Annotated in this window: 19 protein-coding genes and 1 pseudogene; 15 read left to right on the plus strand and 5 right to left on the minus strand. The window is 52.2% G+C overall.

The window, feature by feature from the left end:
• Positions 1-280: 280 nt before the first annotated feature.
• The gene (gene cysK, locus D1841_RS03480) at positions 281-1,210 is read right to left on the minus strand and encodes a cysteine synthase A (protein ID WP_160642003.1); all 930 of its coding nucleotides are present in this window, start codon (positions 1,208-1,210) and stop codon (positions 281-283) included.
• 362 nt (positions 1,211-1,572) lie between these two features.
• Here cysK and D1841_RS03485 point away from each other — a divergent pair, with 362 nt between their 5' ends.
• The 13 genes and pseudogenes from D1841_RS03485 to D1841_RS03540 all read left to right on the plus strand — a co-directional run bounded on the left by D1841_RS03485 (position 1,573) and on the right by D1841_RS03540 (position 14,895).
• Positions 1,573-3,012 carry an efflux RND transporter periplasmic adaptor subunit gene (locus tag D1841_RS03485; protein ID WP_160642004.1) on the plus strand — a complete coding sequence of 480 codons (1,440 nt, stop codon included), beginning with the start codon at positions 1,573-1,575 and terminating at the stop codon, positions 3,010-3,012.
• A 75-nt stretch (positions 3,013-3,087) separates the two neighbouring features.
• Positions 3,088-3,876, plus strand: coding sequence for an ABC transporter ATP-binding protein (locus D1841_RS03490; protein WP_160642005.1), 789 nt, complete (start codon positions 3,088-3,090; stop codon positions 3,874-3,876).
• Between the two features lie 258 nt (positions 3,877-4,134).
• A pseudogene (locus D1841_RS19710) lies at positions 4,135-4,248 on the plus strand (biotin/lipoyl-binding protein); the annotation flags it as partial.
• Positions 4,249-5,228: 980 nt separating this feature from the next.
• Positions 5,229-5,345: a hypothetical protein gene (locus D1841_RS19715; RefSeq protein ID WP_350339955.1), complete on the plus strand. Its 117-nt coding sequence runs from the start codon at positions 5,229-5,231 to the stop codon at positions 5,343-5,345.
• Positions 5,346-5,908: 563 nt separating this feature from the next.
• The gene (locus D1841_RS03500; protein ID WP_160642006.1) at positions 5,909-7,168 is read left to right on the plus strand and encodes an ABC transporter permease; all 1,260 of its coding nucleotides are present in this window, start codon (positions 5,909-5,911) and stop codon (positions 7,166-7,168) included.
• A 31-nt stretch (positions 7,169-7,199) separates the two neighbouring features.
• A complete protein-coding gene (locus D1841_RS03505) occupies positions 7,200-7,586 on the plus strand; it encodes a hypothetical protein (protein ID WP_160642007.1) in 387 nt (128 codons plus the stop codon).
• Positions 7,567-7,923: a hypothetical protein gene (locus D1841_RS03510; RefSeq protein WP_160642008.1), complete on the plus strand. Its 357-nt coding sequence runs from the start codon at positions 7,567-7,569 to the stop codon at positions 7,921-7,923. The genes D1841_RS03505 and D1841_RS03510 overlap by 20 nt, the downstream gene beginning before the upstream one ends.
• A gap of 286 nt (positions 7,924-8,209) precedes the next feature.
• Entirely contained in the window at positions 8,210-8,497 is a 288-nt protein-coding gene (groES, locus tag D1841_RS03515; RefSeq protein WP_160642009.1) for a co-chaperone GroES, read from the plus strand.
• Between the two features lie 59 nt (positions 8,498-8,556).
• On the plus strand, positions 8,557-10,182 hold the full coding sequence (gene groL, locus D1841_RS03520; RefSeq protein ID WP_160642010.1) for a chaperonin GroEL: 1,626 nt from the start codon (positions 8,557-8,559) through the stop codon (positions 10,180-10,182).
• Between the two features lie 330 nt (positions 10,183-10,512).
• Positions 10,513-12,405, plus strand: a complete 1,893-nt coding sequence (gene htpG / locus D1841_RS03525) for a molecular chaperone HtpG (RefSeq protein ID WP_160642011.1) — start codon at positions 10,513-10,515, stop codon at positions 12,403-12,405.
• 18 nt (positions 12,406-12,423) lie between these two features.
• Positions 12,424-13,824 (plus strand): CPBP family intramembrane glutamic endopeptidase, encoded by a 1,401-nt coding sequence (locus D1841_RS03530; protein WP_160642012.1) that lies wholly within the window; start codon positions 12,424-12,426, stop codon positions 13,822-13,824.
• 4 nt (positions 13,825-13,828) lie between these two features.
• Positions 13,829-14,311 (plus strand): nucleoside deaminase, encoded by a 483-nt coding sequence (locus D1841_RS03535; protein WP_201751209.1) that lies wholly within the window; start codon positions 13,829-13,831, stop codon positions 14,309-14,311.
• Positions 14,312-14,523: 212 nt separating this feature from the next.
• Positions 14,524-14,895, plus strand: coding sequence for a TnpV protein (locus D1841_RS03540; RefSeq protein ID WP_160642013.1), 372 nt, complete (start codon positions 14,524-14,526; stop codon positions 14,893-14,895).
• 125 nt (positions 14,896-15,020) lie between these two features.
• Here D1841_RS03540 and D1841_RS03545 read toward each other — a convergent pair whose 3' ends face one another.
• From D1841_RS03545 to D1841_RS03560, 4 genes are all read right to left on the minus strand, one after another.
• Positions 15,021-15,587, minus strand: a complete 567-nt coding sequence (locus tag D1841_RS03545; RefSeq protein ID WP_160642014.1) for a hypothetical protein — start codon at positions 15,585-15,587, stop codon at positions 15,021-15,023.
• 2 nt (positions 15,588-15,589) lie between these two features.
• Complete coding sequence (locus tag D1841_RS03550; protein ID WP_160642015.1) at positions 15,590-16,369, minus strand: endonuclease/exonuclease/phosphatase; 780 nt, start codon at positions 16,367-16,369, stop codon at positions 15,590-15,592.
• A 57-nt stretch (positions 16,370-16,426) separates the two neighbouring features.
• A complete protein-coding gene (locus D1841_RS03555; RefSeq protein ID WP_160642016.1) occupies positions 16,427-18,064 on the minus strand; it encodes a DNA methyltransferase in 1,638 nt (545 codons plus the stop codon).
• 309 nt (positions 18,065-18,373) lie between these two features.
• A complete protein-coding gene (locus tag D1841_RS03560; protein WP_160642017.1) occupies positions 18,374-19,441 on the minus strand; it encodes a WYL domain-containing protein in 1,068 nt (355 codons plus the stop codon).
• Positions 19,442-19,652: 211 nt separating this feature from the next.
• Here D1841_RS03560 and D1841_RS03565 point away from each other — a divergent pair, with 211 nt between their 5' ends.
• Positions 19,653-19,844: a hypothetical protein gene (locus D1841_RS03565; protein ID WP_160642018.1), complete on the plus strand. Its 192-nt coding sequence runs from the start codon at positions 19,653-19,655 to the stop codon at positions 19,842-19,844.
• 135 nt (positions 19,845-19,979) lie between these two features.
• Complete coding sequence (locus D1841_RS03570) at positions 19,980-20,171, plus strand: hypothetical protein (protein WP_160642019.1); 192 nt, start codon at positions 19,980-19,982, stop codon at positions 20,169-20,171.
• Positions 20,172-20,200 lie beyond the last annotated feature (29 nt).

A 20,200-nucleotide genomic window follows, 5' to 3' on the forward strand; every position in this document is an offset into this window, starting at 1 on the left:
TTTTATCATGCCAGGGGATTGATTGCAAGATTTTTGTGCAGGATTCCTTTTTCCAGCAAAGCAAACCTAGGGCTTGTTTGAAAATAGAGGAGTGCCGGAATTTTTGTTCCAAAGGGAGCGGTTTCAAGGCGGAAACCGCAAGAAATACTGTCGTATTTCGAGGATTCCCAACACAGAGAACCGCAGGCGCATACATGCGTCCCGTTTGGGGCAAAAAGACAGTGTTTACGATTTTTCAAACAAGCCCTAGAATCCGCACAAAACACAGCCACACCTACCATTATTCTCCGAACAGCGCTGTGGAAAGGTACCGGTCGCCTGTGTCGGGCAGCAGCACCGCCAGCGTCTTTCCCTGATAGGCGCTTTCCCCTGCAAGGGTTTTCGCGGCGCTGAGGGCCGCGCCGGAAGATATCCCCACCAGGATACCCTCCCTGGTAGCAAAAGCCCGGCTGGCGCCATAGGCCTCTTCCTCGGTGACAGCCAGCACCCGGTCATAGACGCCTGTGTCCAGCAAATCCGGCACAAAGCCTGCCCCAATCCCCTGAAGGCCGTGGGGGCCTGCCTTTCCCTCGGAGAGCACCGGGGATCCTGCCGGCTCCACTGCCACCACCTCAATTTGCGGGTTCTGCTCTTTCAGATACCGCCCGATGCCTGTGATGGTGCCGCCTGTGCCCACCCCGGCAATAAACACGTCTATTTTCTCTCCAGCCTGCCTCCAAAGCTCCGGGCCGGTGGTTTCATAATGGGCCTGGGCATTGGCGGGATTTACAAACTGGCCGGCCAGGATGCTGCCTGGATTTTCCCTTTGCAGCTCCTCTGCCCTTTCAATGGCCCCTGCCATGCCCTTTTCCCCAGGAGTCAGCACAATTTGCGCCCCATAAGCCTTCAATAAGGCCCGGCGCTCCATGCTCATGGTTTCCGGCATGGTGAGCAGCACCCTGTAGCCCCAGGCTGCCGCCACTGCCGCCAGGCCAATGCCTGTGTTGCCGGAGGTTGGCTCAATGATAAGCCCGCCGGGGCGGAGCCTTCCTGTACGCTTTGCATCCTCTATCATGTACAGGGCCGCGCGATCCTTCACACTGCCTGCCGGATTCAGATATTCCAGCTTGGCTAAAAGCCTGCATCCGCCATGCCCCGCCAAAAAACGGCTGGCCTCCAGCAGGGGGGTATTGCCTATCAGGTCTGTCATACTGCGGGTTGTCTGTTCCATTCACGCTCATTCCTTTCCTGGGCGGTTCTGCTCGCCGCCGCGTTATACCGCTTCCATCATACTCTTCCCCGCCCTGTTTTGTCAATGGAGGCTTCCTGTGCCAGCACCCCTGCTTGTGGCTTCCTCTGGTGCTTATCCAAGGGTTTGTGCCTGTTCATATATTTCTAAATTCTTAACAATGCGTGAATGACGCAAAAAAACATTGCCATAGCGGCCTTTGGGGGGTATAATATAAAAGTATGCAGAAATGCTGTTTGTGGTTTTGCCCTTGCTTTAAAACGGGCGACCTGTGAAAATACGAAAGGAAGGAGCGGTACCAGCGGGCAGAACTGTCTGGCTTTGCGTACCGCGCGGCGTTTGCTATGAAAAACAAGAAAAAGCCCCTCATTATCGTGTTCAGTACCCTGGCAGTCCTGGCGGTATTCTCCGTGTGCTTCTGGTTCCTGTGGCTGAGGGATTTCCTTACCGCCCAGAACGCCACCCCCGCTTATGTAAACTCTGTCTCCTCTATTGCCGGCATGAACAGCGGCGCTGTGCCCCGGTATTCCGGCATCGTGGAGCCGCAGAAGATTACCAAGGTCAATAAGGATGAAAACAAGACTGTGGCCCAGGTGCTGGTGGAGGAGGGGGACGAGGTACATATCGGCGACCCCTTGTTTGCCTATGACACCGATGAAATGCAGCTTTCCTTAAAGCAGGCAGAACTGGAGCTGGAGGGCATCTCCAACCAGATCAGCACCCTGCAAAAGCAGAAAACCGATTTGGAGGCTTTGAAGAAGAAGGCCGGCAAGGACGAGGAGTATTCCTATACGGTGCAGATACAGTCTGTGGAGCTGCAGATTAAAAATGAGGAGTACAGCAGCTCGGTGAAGAAGAGCGAGATTGACAAGCTCAACCATTCCCTGCAGAACGCCCAGGTGCTTTCCGAGGTAGAGGGGACTGTCCAGGAAATCAACACCACCCCCAAGACGGACGCTACCGGGCAGCCCGCCCCCTTTATGAGCATCCTCTCCTCCGGAGAGTTCCGCATTAAGGGGACGGTTTCCGAGCTGAACATCAGCGCCCTCTATGAAGGGCAGGCCGTGGTGGTGCATTCCCGGGTGGACGAGGATCAGACATGGCCGGGCACAGTGGAAACCATCGACCGAGAGCCTACCAAGGATCAGAATAACAGCATGATGTATTATGGGAGCGACTCCGGGCAGCAAAGCTCCAAGTATGATTTCTACGTGCTGCTTTCCGATCTGGACGGCCTGCTTTTAGGCCAGCATGTGTATATCGAGCCGGACATGGGCGACAGCGCCTCTAAGGCCGGGCTGTGGCTCCCCGCTTCCTATGTGGCCCACGATGACACCGGCAGCTTTGTTTGGGCCAGAGATGAAAATGAAAAGCTGGAGCGGCGCATGGTCACCCTGGGGGAATACGATTCGGAAAACGATCTGTATGAAATAACCGGCGGGCTTTCCACCCTGGACTATATCGCCTATCCCAGCGACAATCTGGTGCCTGGCGGACCGACCACCATGGACGCCTCCCAGCAGACTGAGGGGGAGGATCCCACTATGCCGGGGACAGACTTTGACAACGGCGGGATGCTTGACCCTGGCATGGACGTGACGCCTGAAGGCGTGGTTCCTGAAGGAGAAATCCTTCCTGAAGGCGGGGAAGAAGAAGGCGGCGCCGCTGAGGATGACAGCGCTGTTGTATCGGAAGATGGCGCTTTGTATGAAAGCGCGGACGCCCCCGCCGATGGCGGCGGGGTGCAGGCGGCTTCCCCTGGAAATCTGTCCCTGCTGCGGTGAGCCTGCTGGACGGAGACTGTTTGAATCTTTTGAAAGGAACGGTGCGGGGAAGCCCGCGCCCCGGTTTGACAGCTTATGATGCTGGAACTGCGGAATATCTGCAAAACCTATTTGCAGGGGCGCATGGAGGTGCCTGTGCTCAAGGACATTTCCCTCTCTGTGGAGGAAGGGGAATATCTGGCGATTATGGGGCCTTCCGGCTCCGGCAAAACAACCCTGATGAACATTATTGGATGCCTGGACGCTCCCACCTCCGGAGCCTACTTGCTGGAGGGGGAGGACATTGCCGGGCTGGGAGACTCAAAAATGTCGGATGTGCGCCTGCACAGCATTGGCTTTGTGTTCCAAAGCTTTTACCTGCTGTCCAGGCAGTCTGCCCAGGACAACGTGGCCCTGCCCCTGCTGTATGCCGGGGTGCGCCGCCGGGAGCGCCAGGAAATGGCGCGGCAGGCCCTGGAGCGGGTTGGGCTGGGGGATCGCACTAGCTTCAAGCCCACCCAGCTTTCCGGCGGGCAGTGCCAGCGGGTAGCCATCGCCAGGGCCATTGTAAACAGCCCTAAAATTTTGCTGGCAGACGAGCCTACCGGCGCTTTGGACACGAAATCCGGCGAGCAGATTATGGAAATATTCCAGCGCCTCAACGAAGAGGGCGTGACCATTGTAATGATTACCCACGAACCGGAAATTGCCGCCCATGCCAAGCGCACCCTGCACATCCGGGACGGCAGGCTGGTGGACGCGCAGGGAAAGCCTTTGACGGATTCTCCCCCGGAAGGGGATGTTTCAGAGGGCAGCTTTGGCAGCCCCATCCCCACGGAGGTTACAACCCCCGTCCCCCTGCTGGGACAGGATACGGCTCTGTAAGGCCGGGCAACAGAAAGGAGTCCTGCACACCCTATGAGCAAGCATTTGAAAGCGCAAGGGCAGAATAAAAAGCTGCGGAACAGGATACTCATCATTTCCATCACGCTGGTGGTGGTTACTGCCGCCCTGCTGGGGACATGGTTTTTTATACAGTATCGCAATGATCAGAAAACCGTGGAGGTTATGCCGGTCAGCTATCTCTCCACTTCCTATTGGGGGGATCAGGCAACCTCCTCGGGCACCATCCTCAGCGACTATATGCAGGAGATTTTCCCCACCTCCGACAAGGTTATTTCAGAGGTCTTTGTGTCCGAGGGGCAGGAGGTCCACATTGGAGATCCCCTGCTGCAATACGACAAGGCCAAGCTGGAGCTGGACGTGGAGGCCAAGGAGCTGGCTGTGAAACAGACGGAGCTGAAAATTGACGAGGCGCAGAAGCAGTTGAAAAAGCTGCAGAATACAAAGCCTTCCTCCACTGCAAAGCCGGTAGTCACACCCAGGCCCACCCAACGGCCCACAAACCGGCCGACCCCTACTCCCACTCCCACCCCGGGGCCTACCGCCATCCCGCCGGCCGATGTAACCCTTTACAGCCGTTTGGATGAAACCTCCCTCCCCTACTCGGGCAGCGGCACCTCCAGCGACCCTTATGTGTTTCTCTGCACAGACGGGTGCGTGATGACAAAGGAATTTTTAATGCTGCTGCTGGGAGCAGGGCAGGAGGATATGCCGGATCCAACGCCGGGGCCTGGTTCCAGCCCGGAGCCGGACGGGGATGAACCCTCCAGCGAAGCGCCGGATGCTACGCCTTCCCAGGCGGAGCCTGCCGGGAATGAACTGGCTTCCCCTTTCGCGGCCATTTTCGAGGTGCGCGAAGGGAACTCCAATTACGGGAGCCTTATCTCCTCCTTCAAGCTGGACGGCACCCAGCTTTCCGCCATTATTCAGACAATGGCCCCCTTAGAGGACAGCACCATGGAGGACATCCAGGATGTGCTTCTGGACGCTACCCCCACCCCCACGCCGAACCCCAACAATTACGATGACATGGGATATACCTCCTCCCAGCTAAAGGAAGAGATAGAAAAGAAAAAGACGGAAATCCGGGATTTGCAGTATGCCTTGAAGCAGGCTAAGCTGAACCTGGAAATCGCCCAGCGCGCCCTGGACAATTCCACTGTTCTCAGCAATGTGGATGGGCGGGTGCGCACTTTGATAGACCTGGAGCTGGCTGTGGCAGAAAGCAAGCCCTTTATGGTGGTGTCCGGGGATGACAAGTTCTATATTTCCGGCTCTTTGAGCGAGGGCCTGCTGGGCAGCATAGCTGTAGGGGACACAGTGAGCGCTATGTCCTGGATGAACGGCATGAGCTACTCTGCCCAGATTGTCAGCATCTCCGACTTCCCTATGGACAATTCCTCGGGATACGGCTATTACGGCGCGGGAAATCCCAACAGCTCCAGCTATGAGTTTACCGCTGTGGTAGAGGACGGGGACGACAGCCTGGAAAATGGCATGGGAGTGGAAATTACCATGAACGTGCAGGACACAGCGGATGGCGGCGCCCTCTATCTGGATAAGCCCTACCTGCGGGAAGACGACGCGGGCTTCTATGTTATGAAGGCAGGCCGCGACAACCGCCTGCACAAGCAGTATGTGCAGACAGGCAAAACCATCTACAGCGGCAGCTATCTGGAGATAAAGTCCGGCCTGACTGCTGAGGATTTCATTGCTTTCCCTTATGGCGTTGACACCAAGGAGGGCGTGCGGGTCATCCTGCAGGACAGCGAAGATCCCCCCTACCCTGAGGAAGGGGAGCAGGGCGAAGGCAGCAGCCTGCTGGAAAGCGGAGCTGGCGAAAGCCTTCCCTCTGCTACAGAAGGAGACGCCAGCACCCTGGAGGAAGAAAGCAGCGGGGACGGGACGGAGACCCCCGGCATTGTGGAGCCTAACCTGCCGGATGGGGCTGTTATTACAGGCCGGGATGAAAACGGCACCTATTTTGAAACAGAAAACGGAGGGGGAGTCATCCTTGATTGAGAATATACGCCTGTCCTTTCAGGGCATCTGGTCCCACAAGATGCGCTCCTTTTTAACCATGCTGGGTATCATTATCGGCATTGCCGCCATTATTTCCATCGTGTCCACCATCAAGGGCACCAACGAGCAGATTAAGCAGAACCTGATAGGTTCTGGCAATAACGTAACCCGGGTGCAGCTTTACCAACAGGAATATGACAGCCCCTACCAGATGGAGTTTGAGGGTATCCCCGAGGGGGTGCTCCCTGTAAGCAGCGACGTGTATAACGCCATTCTGGATCTGCCTGACGTGGTGTCTGCCGCTGCTTACAACCGCCGCACCAGCTACGACAGCTCCTTCTATTATAGCAATACGGAAATATCCGGCTGCGAGATATACGGCATTGACAACGCCTATTTTTCCACCTGCAGCTATTCTGTGAAAAAAGGCCGGGCCTTTGTGCCCAGGGATTTTACCGACTTCCGGCATGTGGCCATTCTGGACACCAGCGCCGCCCAGATGTTCTTCCAGGGCGCCGACCCCATTGGCAAGACCATTGAGTTCAAGTCCACCGCGCTGGTGGTGGTGGGCGTGGTGGAGCCTGACAGGAAATTCGAGCCGATTATCAATACCATTGAAGATTACTACACCTATGCCGGCGCCCAGACCGGCGGGTCTGTGTTTGTGCCGGAAAATATCTGGCCCTCCTTTTTCGCCTATGACGAGCCTCAGGAAATAGCCGTACAGGTGTCCCACACAGAGGCCATGTCCACTGTGGGCGAGGCTGTAGCGGCCCTGCTGAACAGCCAGGTTACCAGCGAAAGGGTGCTTTATAAGTCGGAGGACACATTAAAGCAGGCCCAGGAGCTGCAGGATTTAAACAACGCCACTAACCAGCAGCTTATCTGGATAGCCAGTATCTCCCTTTTGGTGGGCGGTATTGGCGTTATGAACATCATGCTGGTATCTGTTACAGAACGTACCAGGGAAATCGGCCTGAAAAAGGCCATCGGCGCAAAAAAAGGACGGATTTTGTGGCAGTTTTTGACGGAAGCCGCTGTGCTCACAGGCTTGGGCGGGCTTTTGGGTGTAGGCGCGGGTATTGGCATGGCAGAGCTTATCTCCCATCTGACCTCTGCCCCGGTGTCTATCAGCATCCCCTTCATCATCCTGGCAGTGATTTTCTCCATGGCTATCGGCATCCTTTTCGGGCTGCTGCCTTCTGTAAAGGCTTCCAACTTAAACCCCATTGACGCTCTGCGCCACGAATAAAGCCTTTCCTTTGTCCCAAAAGGAGGTTTTTATGAAAAAGCTTTGCCCCCACCTGCTTTTTGTTCTGGCCGCTGCTGCCTGTGTCTACCTGCCCCTTCTGGCTATGCTGATAGTCCGGGAAGGGCCTGTAAGCTTTGTCCTGTTCTGTTTCCCTCCCATCACCTCCATCCCCCTTTTCGCGTTGGGGCTGGGGGCCGGGGCGGGAAAGAACGTCAGGCGGTACTGGTATGTGCCGGCCCTCGTGTCCCTCTGCTTTTTCCTCAGCCTATACGGACGGGTCTTGCTGACGGAAATGCTTCTGAAGCTGCTGGCACTGTACCTTCTGCTGGGAGCAGGCGGCATGCTCCTCTGCTATTTCATCCGAAAATTTATTGGCTTAAAGCCAGGAGAAGCCCCTCATGAAAAAGACATGGTATAAGCACCTGAAAATAGTCCTGCCCTGCGCGGGGGCCATGCTCCTGCCGCCATGGCTGGTTTCCTTTCTGCCCTCTGACGCGTTCCTGGGGGCTGTTGTGCTCCTGTTCCTGCTTATCAATCCCCTTTTCGCGCTGGGGATTGGCATTGCCGCCGGGTGGGACATGAGGCGCTTCTGGTATGCGCCTTTGCTGGCGGCGCTACTCTACTGGCCGGGGGCGTGCCTGTTTATAACGGGCTGGGATGCCTCCATCCTGATCTATGTGTTCATTTACCTGCTGATTGGCGGGGCGGCTATGGTTATCACGCACCTTGTGCGGCAGTACCGTAAGAGAAGCTGAAAGCGTATGCTTCGGCTTCTTTTTTTGATTTAAAAGCCTTTTGCCTGGAAATTTATGAAAGATTTGTTAAAAGTCAAAAAATATGGGGAAAGGGTATTGACTTTTCCTGACCATGTGGCTAGAATATGTGTTAGCACTTGAGATTCACGAGTGCTAAAACAAATTTCTGTGTTGATTTTTTCGCGGGTTCCCGCGGTTTTCACGCCTTTCCCCGGCAGGCGCGAAAACGATAGCGCCGGGGAGAAAGGATTGGCCCGTTTAAAACAGGGCCTGAAGGTGACGAATTATGAAAGTGAAACCTCTTCTGGACAGAGTGCTCATCAAAACCGAGGAAGCCGAGGAGACTACCAAGAGCGGCATTGTGCTGGCTGCCAAAAGCCAGGAGAAGCCCCAGATTGCCCGGGTGGTGGCAGTTGGCCCCGGCGGCGAGGTAGACGGCAAGGAAATCAAGATGTATCTCAAGGAAGGCGACCGGGTAATTTCCGCCAAGTATACCGGCACAGAAGTGAAGGTAGACGGCGAGGAGTACACCATTGTCAAGCAGTCTGACATCCTGGCAGTGGTGGAGGACTAAGGCTCCGTTCTCAAATCGTTTGAAAAATACATTTTGATACAGGAAAGGGACGATATACTATGGCTAAGAAAATCATCTATGGGGAGGACGCCCGCAAGGCCCTTCTCAGCGGCGTGAACCAGCTTGCTGACACTGTGAAAATCACCCTGGGGCCTAAGGGCCGCAATGTGGTACTGGACAAAAAGTTCGGCTCTCCTCTTATCACCAACGACGGCGTAACCATCGCCAAGGAAGTGGAGCTGGAGGACGCTTTTGAGAACATGGGCGCACAGCTTGTAAAAGAGGTTGCCACCAAGACCAACGACATTGCCGGCGATGGCACTACCACCGCCACCCTGCTGGCCCAGGCCCTGGTGCGGGAAGGCATGAAGAACGTCACCGCAGGGGCAAACCCCATGGTGCTGCGGGGCGGCGTACAGAAGGCCACAAACATTGCTGTTGACGCTATTGTGAAGAATTCCGTGAAGGTTTCCGGCACAAAGGACATTGCCCGCGTGGCAGCGGTTTCCTCCAGCAGCGATGAAATTGGCCAGCTCATTGCCGACGCTATGGAGAAGGTGACTTCCGACGGTGTTATCACTGTGGAAGAGGGCAAAACCGCTGAAACCCAGTGCGAAGTGGTTGAAGGCATGATGTTCGACCGGGGCTACATTTCCCCCTATATGGCTACCGATACTGACAAGATGGTGGCAGAGCTGGACGATCCTGCTATCCTCATCACAGACAAGAAGATTTCCAACATCCAGGAGATCCTCCCCTTGCTGGAGCAGGTGGTACAGTCTGGCAAGAAGCTGCTGATCATCGCTGAGGATATTGAAGGCGAAGCCCTCACCACCCTTATTCTCAACCGCCTGCGGGGTACCTTCACCTGCGTAGCCGTTAAGGCTCCCGGCTTTGGCGACCGCCGCAAGGAGATGCTGGTAGACATCGCCACCCTTACCGGCGGCCAGGTTATCTCTGAGGAACTGGGCCTGGAGCTGAAGGACGCGCAGCTCAGCCAGCTTGGTTCTGCCCATCAGGTAAAGGTGGACAAGGAAAACACCATCATCGTCAACGGCGCTGGCTCCTCTGAGGATATCAAGGCCCGCGTAGGCCAGATCCGTTCCCAGATTGAAACCACTACCTCCGAGTTTGACAAGGAAAAGCTGCAGGAGCGCTTGGCTAAGCTGGCTGGCGGCGTGGCTGTTATCAAGGTTGGCGCTGCTACCGATGTTGAGATGAAAGAAAAGAAGCTGCGCATTGAGGACGCACTGGCCGCAACCAAGGCTGCTGTGGAGGAAGGCATTGTTTCCGGCGGCGGCACCGCCCTTATCGACGCTATCCCTGCTGTACAGAAGTATGTAGAGGAAGCCCAGGGCGACGAAAAGACTGGCGCTGCTATCGTGCTGAAGGCTCTGGAGGAGCCTGTGCGCCAGATTGCCATGAACGCTGGCATCGAAGGCTCTGTCATTGTAGAGGCCATTAAGAAGGAGCAGAAGGTAGGCTATGGCTACAATGCTCTGACTGGCGAGTTCCAGGACATGATTGAGGCTGGCATTGTGGATCCCACCAAGGTGACCCGTTCCGCTCTGCAGAACGCTTCCTCTGTGGCTTCCACCATCCTCACCACCGAGTCCTTGGTGGCAGATATTAAGGAGCCTGCTCCGGCAGCTCCTGCCGCACCCGACATGGGCGGGATGTACTAATAATATAGGATAAGCAGCATAGAAAAGAGGGCAGGTTTGGAGGAATCCACGCCTGCCCTTGTTTTCTTACAGGAATGCTCCCTTATGCTGCTGCAGGAGACAATATGGCAGACCCGGCTTTATTGGTTTTAGGATCAAAACATTCCCAAAGGGAATGTTTCCCCTTCTTTTAAAAGGGGTTGTGGGGTTTGGGACAAAACCCCATAGGTGTGCACCGTAGATATAAACTGCGTGTTCGGACACTCCCCCCTCCCTGCCAGGGCTTGCACAAAACAGAAAATTGTATTACAATAAAAACATCATGAGAATGGGAAAGGAAGTTTTCAGCACATGGCTTTAAAGGAATTTCAGGCAGAATCAAAACGGCTGATGGACTTGATGATAAACTCCATCTACACCCACAAGGAAATCTTTTTGCGGGAGCTTATCTCCAATGCCAGCGACGCCATAGACAAGCTTTATTACCGCACCCTGGAGGATGGGGCCACAGGCCTTTCCCGGGAGGACTTCTTCATCCGCATTGATGCGGACAAGGAGGCGCGCACCATCACCATCTCTGACAACGGCGTGGGTATGACCCAGGAGGAGCTGGACGCAAACCTGGGGGTTATTGCCAAAAGCGGATCTTTGCAGTTTAAGACTGAAAAGGAACAGAAAGAGGACGTGGATATTATCGGCCAGTTCGGCGTGGGGTTCTATTCCGCCTTTATGGTAAGCAGCCGGGTGCGGGTGGAAAGCCGGGCCTTTGGGGCGGACAGCGCCTACTGCTGGGAATCCGCGGGCCTGGAAGGGTATGAAATTGCCCCCTGCGATAAAGCCGAGCATGGCACCACCGTCACCCTTTGGCTGAAGGAGGACACAGAGGACGAAAAGTATACCGAGTTTGCCGACCAATACCGGGTGCGCCAGCTCGTAAAGCGCTATTCCGACTATATCCGCTACCCCATCCGCATGGAGATGCAGAAAAGCCGCCTGAAAGAGGGCACAGGTACAGAGGGGAAGGAGCCGGAGTATGAGACATACTTTGAAACGGACACCTTAAACAGCATGGTGCCCATTTGGAAGAAGGCCAAGAGCGAGGTATCCGATGAGGAGATGCACGCTTTCTACAAAGAAAAGTTTTACGACTGGCAGGATCCCCTGCGGATAATCCGCACCTCCACTGAGGGTGCCGCCACATACAGCGCTTTGCTGTTCATCCCCAAAACCCCGCCTATGGATTACTACACCCGGGAGTTTGAAAAGGGCCTGCAGCTCTACGCCAGCGGCGTGCTGATTATGGAGAAATGCGGGGATCTGCTGCCGGACTGCTTCAGCTTCGTAAAGGGCCTGGTGGATTCCCAGGATTTGTCCCTGAACATCTCCCGGGAAATGCTCCAGCACGACAGGCAGCTCAAGCTGATTGCCGGGCGGCTGGAGAAAAAAATTGCCAGCGAACTGAAATCCATGCTCACGAATGACCGGGAAAAGTATGAAGAATTTTGGAAAAGCTTTGGCCTGCAGCTAAAGTTTGGCATGTATAACGATTACGGCGCCAAAAAGGACGAGCTGAAGGATCTGGTGCTGTTCACCACCTCCAAGGAGAAAAAGCTTGCCACCCTCCAGGAATACACCGACAGGATACCAGCGGATCAGCCTGTTATTTATTATGGCTGCGGCGAAACCCCAGAACGGATCTTAAGCCTGCCCCAGGCCGAGGCCATTTTGGAAAAAGGCTATGAAATCCTGTGCCTGACAGACAACGTGGACGAATTTGCCCTGCGGGTGCTGGAAAAATATAACGAGAAAGAATTTAAAAATATCGCTTCTGATGACCTGGATCTGGAAAACCCTGAAGAAAAGGAAAAGACCCAGAAGCTTTCAGAGGATCACAAGGACATGCTGGCAGCAATGAAAGAGGCTTTGGGGGACAAGGTGAAGGAAGTGAAGGTTTCCGCCAAGCTGAAAAGCCATCCAGTATGCATCTCTACAGACGGGATGATTTCCACTGAAATGGAAAAGGTGCTCAACGCTATGCCTGCCCAGGAGAAAATCAAGGCCCAACGGGTGCTGGAACTGAACCCGGAACATCCCCTGTTCACAAAGCTGCAGGGCCTTTATGAGGCGGACAAGGACAAACTAAAGCTGTACGCGGAGATATTATACGATCAGGCCCTGCTCATTGAGGGCATTGCCTTGGACAACCCGGCGGACTATGTGCAAAAGGTCTGCGGTATCCTGTAAAACTGGGAGGAAAAGCCTATGACTAACCCCTATCCATCTCCTGCACCTCAGGGGTACTATCCCCCGCAGAGCGCTGTGCCCGGGGCTACGCCCCAGGGGTACTATCCTCCGCAGGGCGCTGTGCCCGGGGCTGCGCCCCAGGGGTACTATCCCCAACAGGGCGCTGTGCCCGGGGCTGCGCCTCAGGGGTACTATCCCCCACAGGGCGCTGTGCCCGGGGCCGCGTCTCAGGGATACTATCCCCAGCAGGGCGCTGTGCCCGGGGCCGCGCCCCAGGGATACTATCCCCAGCAGGGCACTGCGCCCGGGGCTGCGCCCCAGGGGTACTATCCCCTACAGAGCGCTGTGCCCGGGGCTGCGCCCCAGGGGTATTCCGTCCCCCCTGCACAGGGCTGGATCCAGCCCTGCTATTACCCGCAGCCTGCCCAACCTGCCCCCCCTGTCTTTACGGGGCCTGGGCCGGTAAAGGATCCGCTGGGGAAAGCCGCCAGCAGGGATATGAACCGCATGTCCCTGCTGGCCCTGGCCCAGATGGCCCTTTCAGCTGGATGGGGGTATATCTTAGGCATCCTGTGCGTTGTTCTGGGGATAAACCTTTTCGCCTCTGACAGCTATGGCATGTCTATGATTACCGGCCTTATTGTGGTGCTTTCCACCGGCCTTGTCCCCTTCCTGTTCTTCGTGGCAGGACGCAAAAACACGGCAGATTACCTGAAATTCCAAAAGACCGGCTTTTTCCCCAGCCTTCTATGCGTGCTGGCAGGTTCAGCCCTGATGATTCTGGGCAATATCCTTGCAAATATCCTTTACACAGTGCTGGAAGGTGCAGACTACCAGCCAACGGTGCTGGAAACCAGCGAGGATATAGGCACTTGGCTGGGATTCCTCATAGACTTTGCCACCATCGCTGTTTTAGGCCCTATGCTGGAGGAGGTCATGGACAGGGGGATTTTCATCGGCACCCTGCGCAAATATGGCATTGGGTTTTCCGTTGCCGCCTCTGCCCTGCTTTTCGGGCTGGCCCATCTGGAACTTGGCACAGTGGTATTTGCTATAAACGCCGGGCTGGTGCTGGGCTTTCTCTATGCCCGCACGAACAACCTGTGGCTGACTATCTGGATACACATGATAAATAACGGGGCTGTCATCCTCACCCGTTACAGCGGGCTTATTTGCCCTCAAAATCCGGATCTGTTCTCTGCCGTACTGGAGCTTTCCCTGCTGGGGCTGGGGGGACTCAGCCTGCTTCTGCTGCTGATTTTCTACCGCAGAATCTTCATCACCCGCCGTTCCCCCCAGTATGACGGTCCACAACAGCCCCTAAGCTTTGGGCGCGCCGCAGCGGCTATTGCAAAAGCCCCCCTGTTCTGGGCGCTTGCGGCTATTGTGGCAGTGTACTTTATCGTACTTCTGGTGTAAATCCATGGAACTGGCCTTTATCCCCAAAAGAGAATATATGCTGGAGGCCCTTGCCCTTGCCATGGAGGCAGGCTTGGCAGGGGAAGTGCCTGTGGGGGCGGTAGTGGTAAAGGAAGGCCAGGTGATAGGCCGGGGCCGGAACCGCCGGGAATCCGCCCAAACGGCCCTGGCTCATGCGGAGCTGGAGGCCATACACCAGGCTTGCTCCGCTTTGAAAAGCTGGAGGCTCCAGGGGTGCCAGCTTTATGTAACCCTGGAGCCTTGCCCTATGTGTACAGGGGCCATTATCAACGCCCATATAGACACAGTGGTATATGGCCCGGACGATCCCAGAGCTGGATGCACTGGCACAGCCTGTGATCTCTTTTCCCTGCCCATCAGCCACCGCCCGGAGCTTTACCGGGGTTTTCTGGAAGAAGAATGCCGCGCCCTGCTGCAGGATTTTTTCCAGGAGCTGCGGAAGAAGGGCGGCAGGCATATATCGTAAACGCACTTGAAAATCGGTACATCCCCGTTTTCAGGTTGAGCGGCTGAGCCGCCTGGTTCAAAAGAAGGTTTCTACCTCTTTTGAATTGCGTTAACTATAAAAGCAGGCGCGTCCCTTTTTAATGAGGTTCCGTAACGATGGTTTCAAAAAATGTAGTAAAGACAGTCGATACGATGTATTGCAGAAAATCTGAACAAACGGAGGAATCTGCAATGAAGTCATTATTTGAAGAACTGGGCGGCACCTATCATCAGGAAGGCAATTATTTCCTGCCCGATTTGTCTCTACCTGAAACCGCTCCCGTTGGTATCTGGGGGCAACGGCGGAGACACTACCTGACAACACAACACAGGCCACTCTACAATGCCCTGCTTCTCGGCGGCAAGCTGAATGACCATTTGATTGCGGTTGATACCCAGGCAGAAGCTATGTTTTTTCAGCTGGTTAAACAACTGGCAGAACAGGAGGGTATCACAGAACAGTTTAAAGCCGAAAATCAGATGGAGTGGGTTGGTAGGATGAATAATATCCGAAATCAGGTAGAGGGAATTATTTACAATGGGTTTATTTACACCTCACCGTAAAAAGCCTGGGAGCATGATTTTAACCATGCTCCCAGACTTCTTATATAGGAAAGGTAGGCTGCTGCTGTCACTTTTCTTCAAATAACTCAGAATATTTATTGTAAAATGAAGTTGAAAACCAATTTCTATTCAATTCCTTCAAGCTGAGCGGGAGTTTCTGCCTGATTTTGAACATTCAAAGATACGTTGATTAGCCCTTGGATTACTTTAATAGCCCTATTTGATGCCAAGATATTAGTTACAGTACTTTCCAATTCGTTTTTTGTTTGTATTTCAAAAATATAATTCGCATCTTCCTGCTTAAATATCTCATCTGCAAGTCCTTGTTCCAGAACAATTTTCACCGGATAACCACCTAACCCATATTCAAAAAACATTACCCTGAATTTATAGTTAGGAAGTTTAGATGATGCAAGGTAGAACTCAAATTTGAACAACTCATAGCCAATTTCCCCAAGGTCATTCTGAATGTTGTACTTTTGCGATGTTCCAAGGGCTGCAACTATAGATGCCATTCCACTTAAAGTATTATATGACTCTATTGGCCCATCGTACTCATTTACAACTCCTTTTACAAGCCCATTTGTAACATCCTCAAGTTGAGTTCCAATCTCGGCAATAGCTTTGTCAGGACATATTAATTCGGTCGCATCAAATCTAAGTTTATCGCCTATATCCAATTTCTCACTCATGATTAGCCCTCCTGTATTTCAAAGACTATTGGTAGATGATCGCTATATTCTTTGTTTGGTTGCCCTTTTTCATTTAATAATGTTCTTTCACCAACTTTTACTATAATTTCCAGGCTATCTTTTATAAATTCACTTTTCAAACAGGAACGAATCATTACTTGATCAAAGATATGCCAATATGAGCATTTGGGGTCGCTTCCAGCATAGTAATAAGTTCCAGGTGGTGAATTGAAATCGCCAAACAAGCTCCACATGGGATTATAAAACATTTCAAACTGCTTGCCTTCTATTGTTCTATAATTCTTTAGAGTATCATTCAAACAAGGTAACCCATGAAAGTTTGTTGCGGATAAGCAGCCATCTTCATAAGGATCTTCATTAAAATCTCCGAGTATAATACTGCGCTTTGTTCCCAGCTTTTCTTCAACATCTTGAATATCTTTTAAAATTGTCCGAATAACTATATTCCTTCTTTCCTGATGTCCACTACTCATTTGGCTCGGAAGGTGTATGGCACATAAAATATACTTATTCTCAATAATTTGAATGGAATACCGAATTCCTTGTATCCCAGGTTCAACGCCTTTTTTTCTGCCTATTATTTTAATTCGGTCACAACCAAGAGTAACATAAGGCTGCATATTTAGGGCACCAATTAAATTCTGAATATCATCTTGATACTCAGCTAAAACAATAATATCAACATCTTTTTCTCTTGCAATTTCACATATTACCTGATTTATCGACGTGTTTTTGTATGTATTCCAAAACATTATTTTCATTATGAAGTACACGCTTCCCTTTTGAACGTTATCTCTAAAATCATCGTGCTTAGTTTCTTATTCTACTAACGCCTGGTACATCCTCATCAACTCCGCCACACAGCTTGTCTCTGTGGTAGTCGCCACGTCAAACCCATACGCCTGCATGACGGCCCGGTCATTTTGCTGGTGGGCCTTCCGCAGCTCCGGGGGCATGGCGACCTCATCGTAGAGGTCGGCAAGGGAGCAGTCCGGGTAGAGGGCGCGGGCGTCCAGGATGGCCTGGGCGGTCTGCTCGATTTTGTCCTGCTGTGCGTCGGTGGGGGTGGGCCAGGGGAAGTTGTTGTAGACAACATCCTTGGAGTAGCGGTAATCGCTTTTCAGCCGTCCGCATACTGCCCGCATCCAGGCCATGTGGACATTGGAAGTCAGCACACCAAAATGGTAAAGCTGTGCGTCTGGAATCGTTATCACAAGATTTGTTGCTATTGTATTTTTGTCAAGAAACCCAATCGGCACATACCGCCTTCGTTCAGAAGAAACGGCAGGAACAACCACAAATGTATCTGGATTGTTGATTTCTCGGAACTGTGTAGGGCGCTCTGCCAGCTTTCGGCGTCCAGCATCGGGCGCATTTTCACGGTCTGCTTTACACGCTTCCACCCGTTGAAGCACCAGCGGCATTTTTCGTAATTCTGCTGGGCTAATTCCGACAAGCCATAGGCACCAGCGTTTCTTGTTATTGATAAACTCTGCGGCACCAACCAGTCTTTTGATATATGGCAGCGCATTAGGCTCTTTTGCAATAAATTCATCATACTCGTCAGCTTCAATAATCAAATGTCCCCCATCGGCAGGTCGATTTCCTGTTGTCATCAGTGGAACATCACAAATTGGTTTGTTTCGGCTATCAACAAACGCATTGGGGGCATCAAGCAAATAAGGATTGATATTCTCGGCTTCCTGGTACCGCTCCATTGTATAAATGCGTTTAGGGGCTTGATTAGGGGCAGAACTGAATCCCACGATCACACAATGGACATGGGCTTTGATACTGGCCTCGCTGTCCCAGCGGAATGTCCGATGGGCAAAATCAATATGAATCCCAAATCGGTCATAGAGCGGCTTCCAAACGCCCGCCACCTGTTCCCCCTGAGTGATGGAGTTCGTGGACACAAACGCCGTCCGAATATCTGTCCCCTGCATCAACTGAGCGGCTTTGAAATACCAGCCGGAAACATAGTCGATCTTTCCCGCTGTCTTATAGGACTTGCCCTTTTCATCCACATAAACGGAAAGAATATCTTCCTTTTGCCCCTTGTTTTGCAAGGAATAGCCCACAAACGGCGGATTTCCCATGATATAGTTCAACTTGTCCTTGGGCACCACACTCTCCCAATCCAGCCGCAGGGCGTTGCCCTCGGTGATATTGGCGTAGGATTTCAGCGGCAGGAAGTCCAGGGACATATGCACCACGTCCTCGGTCTCCTTCATCATCTGGCTCTCCGCGATCCACAGGGCGGTCTTTGCCACGGTCACGGCGAAGTCGTTGATCTCAATGCCGTAGAACTGACCGATGGACACCTGGATGATGCCCTCCATATCCATGCTGATTTGGTCGGTGGAGCACCGCAAGACCTCGTTTTCCAGCTTCCGCAGGGACAGGTAGGTCTCCGTCAGGAAATTGCCGGAGCCGCAGGCCGGATCGGTTACCATCCCATAAATGATACAATGTAACGAAGCTAGCCGTGAACCCTCTTAACGATGCACCTATGCAGGGTGCAAAATGCACCACCCTCATAACGATTTGGGTGCAATCGTTATGGGGGTATTGAAAAAATGTGTTGAACTCTCATCAAGGGCGTGAATGACTCGGCGAACTATTTAACCTTCCGAGTCTCTTTTGAACCCGATGCAGCCTTTGATAGCACAATCTTTAAGAACGCCATAATGGAGCAACATCGACTAAATCAGATATTTCTAGTTGAGGCATATTTTTACTCCTTACCAGAGATATCTGATTTATTATTCGTTGTCATACTTCTTTAACGCTTCTCTGTATAAAGATATGAACCTTTCCCGCAGGCGCTTTGGCTGCACTATTTCCACATCGCGCCCAAACTTAAAAAAATAAAACTCCGCTTGAGCCTCTGTGCAAGAAAACACTAAATCAGTATCGACCTTAATTTCTTCTTTGGGGGTTTCAAGCTTAGGTCTCAAATGTATTTGACGGCGGTATTTTTGGACTCCTTCCTCTGTCAGTTTAACTGTAATCTTTTCTTCCACACAAGAGAGAAATTGCACACCACGCAAGGAGATATCATCACGTAACTGCTTCCACTTCTCTTTTTTGAGAAAGGCACTCTTACCCGTCTCTCCAGCAATCGACTTTAGTGCAGATATTCTAAAAGAACAAGGTCGTTCAGTATCGTCAAGACAATTATTTCGTTTTGAATAGCCAACCAGATAATTTGCTGTAGCAAGAGGATCGCAAAGAATTTTATATGGATAGATACTGTATTTTCTATCATACCCTGTTGTTATCTTTAGTTGATATTCGCCTTTAATTGCTTGCTCAATTTCTTGTACATAGGGCGTAAAATATATAAGTTCTCGCTGCACATAGTGTAATCTTGCATATTCCTCAAACACGGCCTTGATATAGCGGCTTCGGTGGTTCTTATAATATTTATCCTCACCACACTCTGATTGAGGATCAGATAAGTACATGAAATTGTCTTTATTTAGATTAAAATAGAAGCCCTCACCTTTTTCGTCAACATTTGCTGCTTCTTTAAGGTGATTCCCTTTTTTATCTGACAGACGGGTGATAACTCGTCTTTTAATTTCTTTATCTTTGATAATATCAGAAAGCAACTCATTAAGATCATTTTCATATGTGTTTAGAGAAAGTGAAATTGACGCATCCGCTTTAGGGTAATAGTATCTGAAAATTCGATTTAGAAAACCGTCCCGGGTTTCTGCTCCAAAGGCAAGCATATCACCTTGAATAACCTCATTCGCAAGTATACTGAGATTTAACCGCTGTTTTGGGATTGCTGCACGAATACCGTTTCTATCGTAAAATGCCATTCTATCACCTCGGGGCTATTATACCATGAATTTTCTGGATATTCCATAGGCTGGAATAAAAAAATCCCAAAAAGGTTCAAAAAGTGCCCATAATTGGAATAAATGACTTGTACGTCCATCACGTTACAACCTGAGCTAAAAATGGTACAATAGGCACTGTTGAAGGCAGTAAACCACTTGGGCGGGCCATAAGGCCAGAAAGGAGTACGTTATGGGAGACTTCATCATGACCATCGCTGAGTGCGCAGGTTTAGGTGGCACCCTGGGAGGAGCCATCGGAACTCTATCAGGAGGCGGCGTTGTTTCCGGAGGTATCGGGGCCGCGATAGGTACCCTGGTAGGGGCTGGAGTAGGCGTAGCAACCAGCGTGGCCGAGAGCATCGAGGAGTGGGTGGAGAGTTAGCCGCTCCCACATGGGCCATCGTTTGCGTAGTTTTTGCAAACACATCCGGCACACACTGTGGTACTACAGATGCCACAGAGAGGGAAGAACACCTAAACCACTTGGACAGGCTATAAGGCCGGGAAGGAGTACGTTATGGGAGACTTTATCATGACCATCGCTGAGTGCGCAGGATTGGGCGGTGCCCTGGGAGGCGCCATCGGAACAGTTGCAGGAGCCAACCCGATTTCAATCGGGGTTGACGCTGCCGTGGGCACTCTGTTGGGTGCTGGGCTCGGTGTAATTGTCAGTGTGGCGGAGGGAATCGAGGACATGGTTGACGGTTGAGGCAGCCTGTAAGCACATTTGGTATAAGA

The sequence above is a fragment of the Neglectibacter sp. X4 genome, from assembly GCF_009917365.1.
Classification (GTDB): Bacteria; Bacillota; Clostridia; order Oscillospirales; family Acutalibacteraceae; genus Acutalibacter.

Coding starts and splice junctions, on each gene's coding strand:
- D1841_RS03485 (WP_160642004.1), top strand. CDS start 1,573: ATGAAAAACAAGAAAAAGCCCCTCATTATCGTGTTCAGTACCCTGGCA.
- D1841_RS03565 (WP_160642018.1), top strand. CDS start 19,653: ATGGGAGACTTCATCATGACCATCGCTGAGTGCGCAGGTTTAGGTGGC.
- D1841_RS03535 (WP_201751209.1), top strand. CDS start 13,829: ATGGAACTGGCCTTTATCCCCAAAAGAGAATATATGCTGGAGGCCCTT.
- htpG (WP_160642011.1), top strand. CDS start 10,513: ATGGCTTTAAAGGAATTTCAGGCAGAATCAAAACGGCTGATGGACTTG.
- cysK (WP_160642003.1), bottom strand. CDS start 1,210: ATGGAACAGACAACCCGCAGTATGACAGACCTGATAGGCAATACCCCC.
- groES (WP_160642009.1), top strand. CDS start 8,210: ATGAAAGTGAAACCTCTTCTGGACAGAGTGCTCATCAAAACCGAGGAA.
- D1841_RS03540 (WP_160642013.1), top strand. CDS start 14,524: ATGAAGTCATTATTTGAAGAACTGGGCGGCACCTATCATCAGGAAGGC.
- D1841_RS03510 (WP_160642008.1), top strand. CDS start 7,567: ATGAAAAAGACATGGTATAAGCACCTGAAAATAGTCCTGCCCTGCGCG.
- D1841_RS03550 (WP_160642015.1), bottom strand. CDS start 16,369: ATGAAAATAATGTTTTGGAATACATACAAAAACACGTCGATAAATCAG.
- D1841_RS03490 (WP_160642005.1), top strand. CDS start 3,088: ATGATGCTGGAACTGCGGAATATCTGCAAAACCTATTTGCAGGGGCGC.
- D1841_RS03560 (WP_160642017.1), bottom strand. CDS start 19,441: ATGGCATTTTACGATAGAAACGGTATTCGTGCAGCAATCCCAAAACAG.
- D1841_RS03505 (WP_160642007.1), top strand. CDS start 7,200: ATGAAAAAGCTTTGCCCCCACCTGCTTTTTGTTCTGGCCGCTGCTGCC.
- D1841_RS03545 (WP_160642014.1), bottom strand. CDS start 15,587: ATGAGTGAGAAATTGGATATAGGCGATAAACTTAGATTTGATGCGACC.
- D1841_RS03530 (WP_160642012.1), top strand. CDS start 12,424: ATGACTAACCCCTATCCATCTCCTGCACCTCAGGGGTACTATCCCCCG.
- groL (WP_160642010.1), top strand. CDS start 8,557: ATGGCTAAGAAAATCATCTATGGGGAGGACGCCCGCAAGGCCCTTCTC.
- D1841_RS03555 (WP_160642016.1), bottom strand. CDS start 18,064: ATGGTAACCGATCCGGCCTGCGGCTCCGGCAATTTCCTGACGGAGACC.
- D1841_RS03570 (WP_160642019.1), top strand. CDS start 19,980: ATGGGAGACTTTATCATGACCATCGCTGAGTGCGCAGGATTGGGCGGT.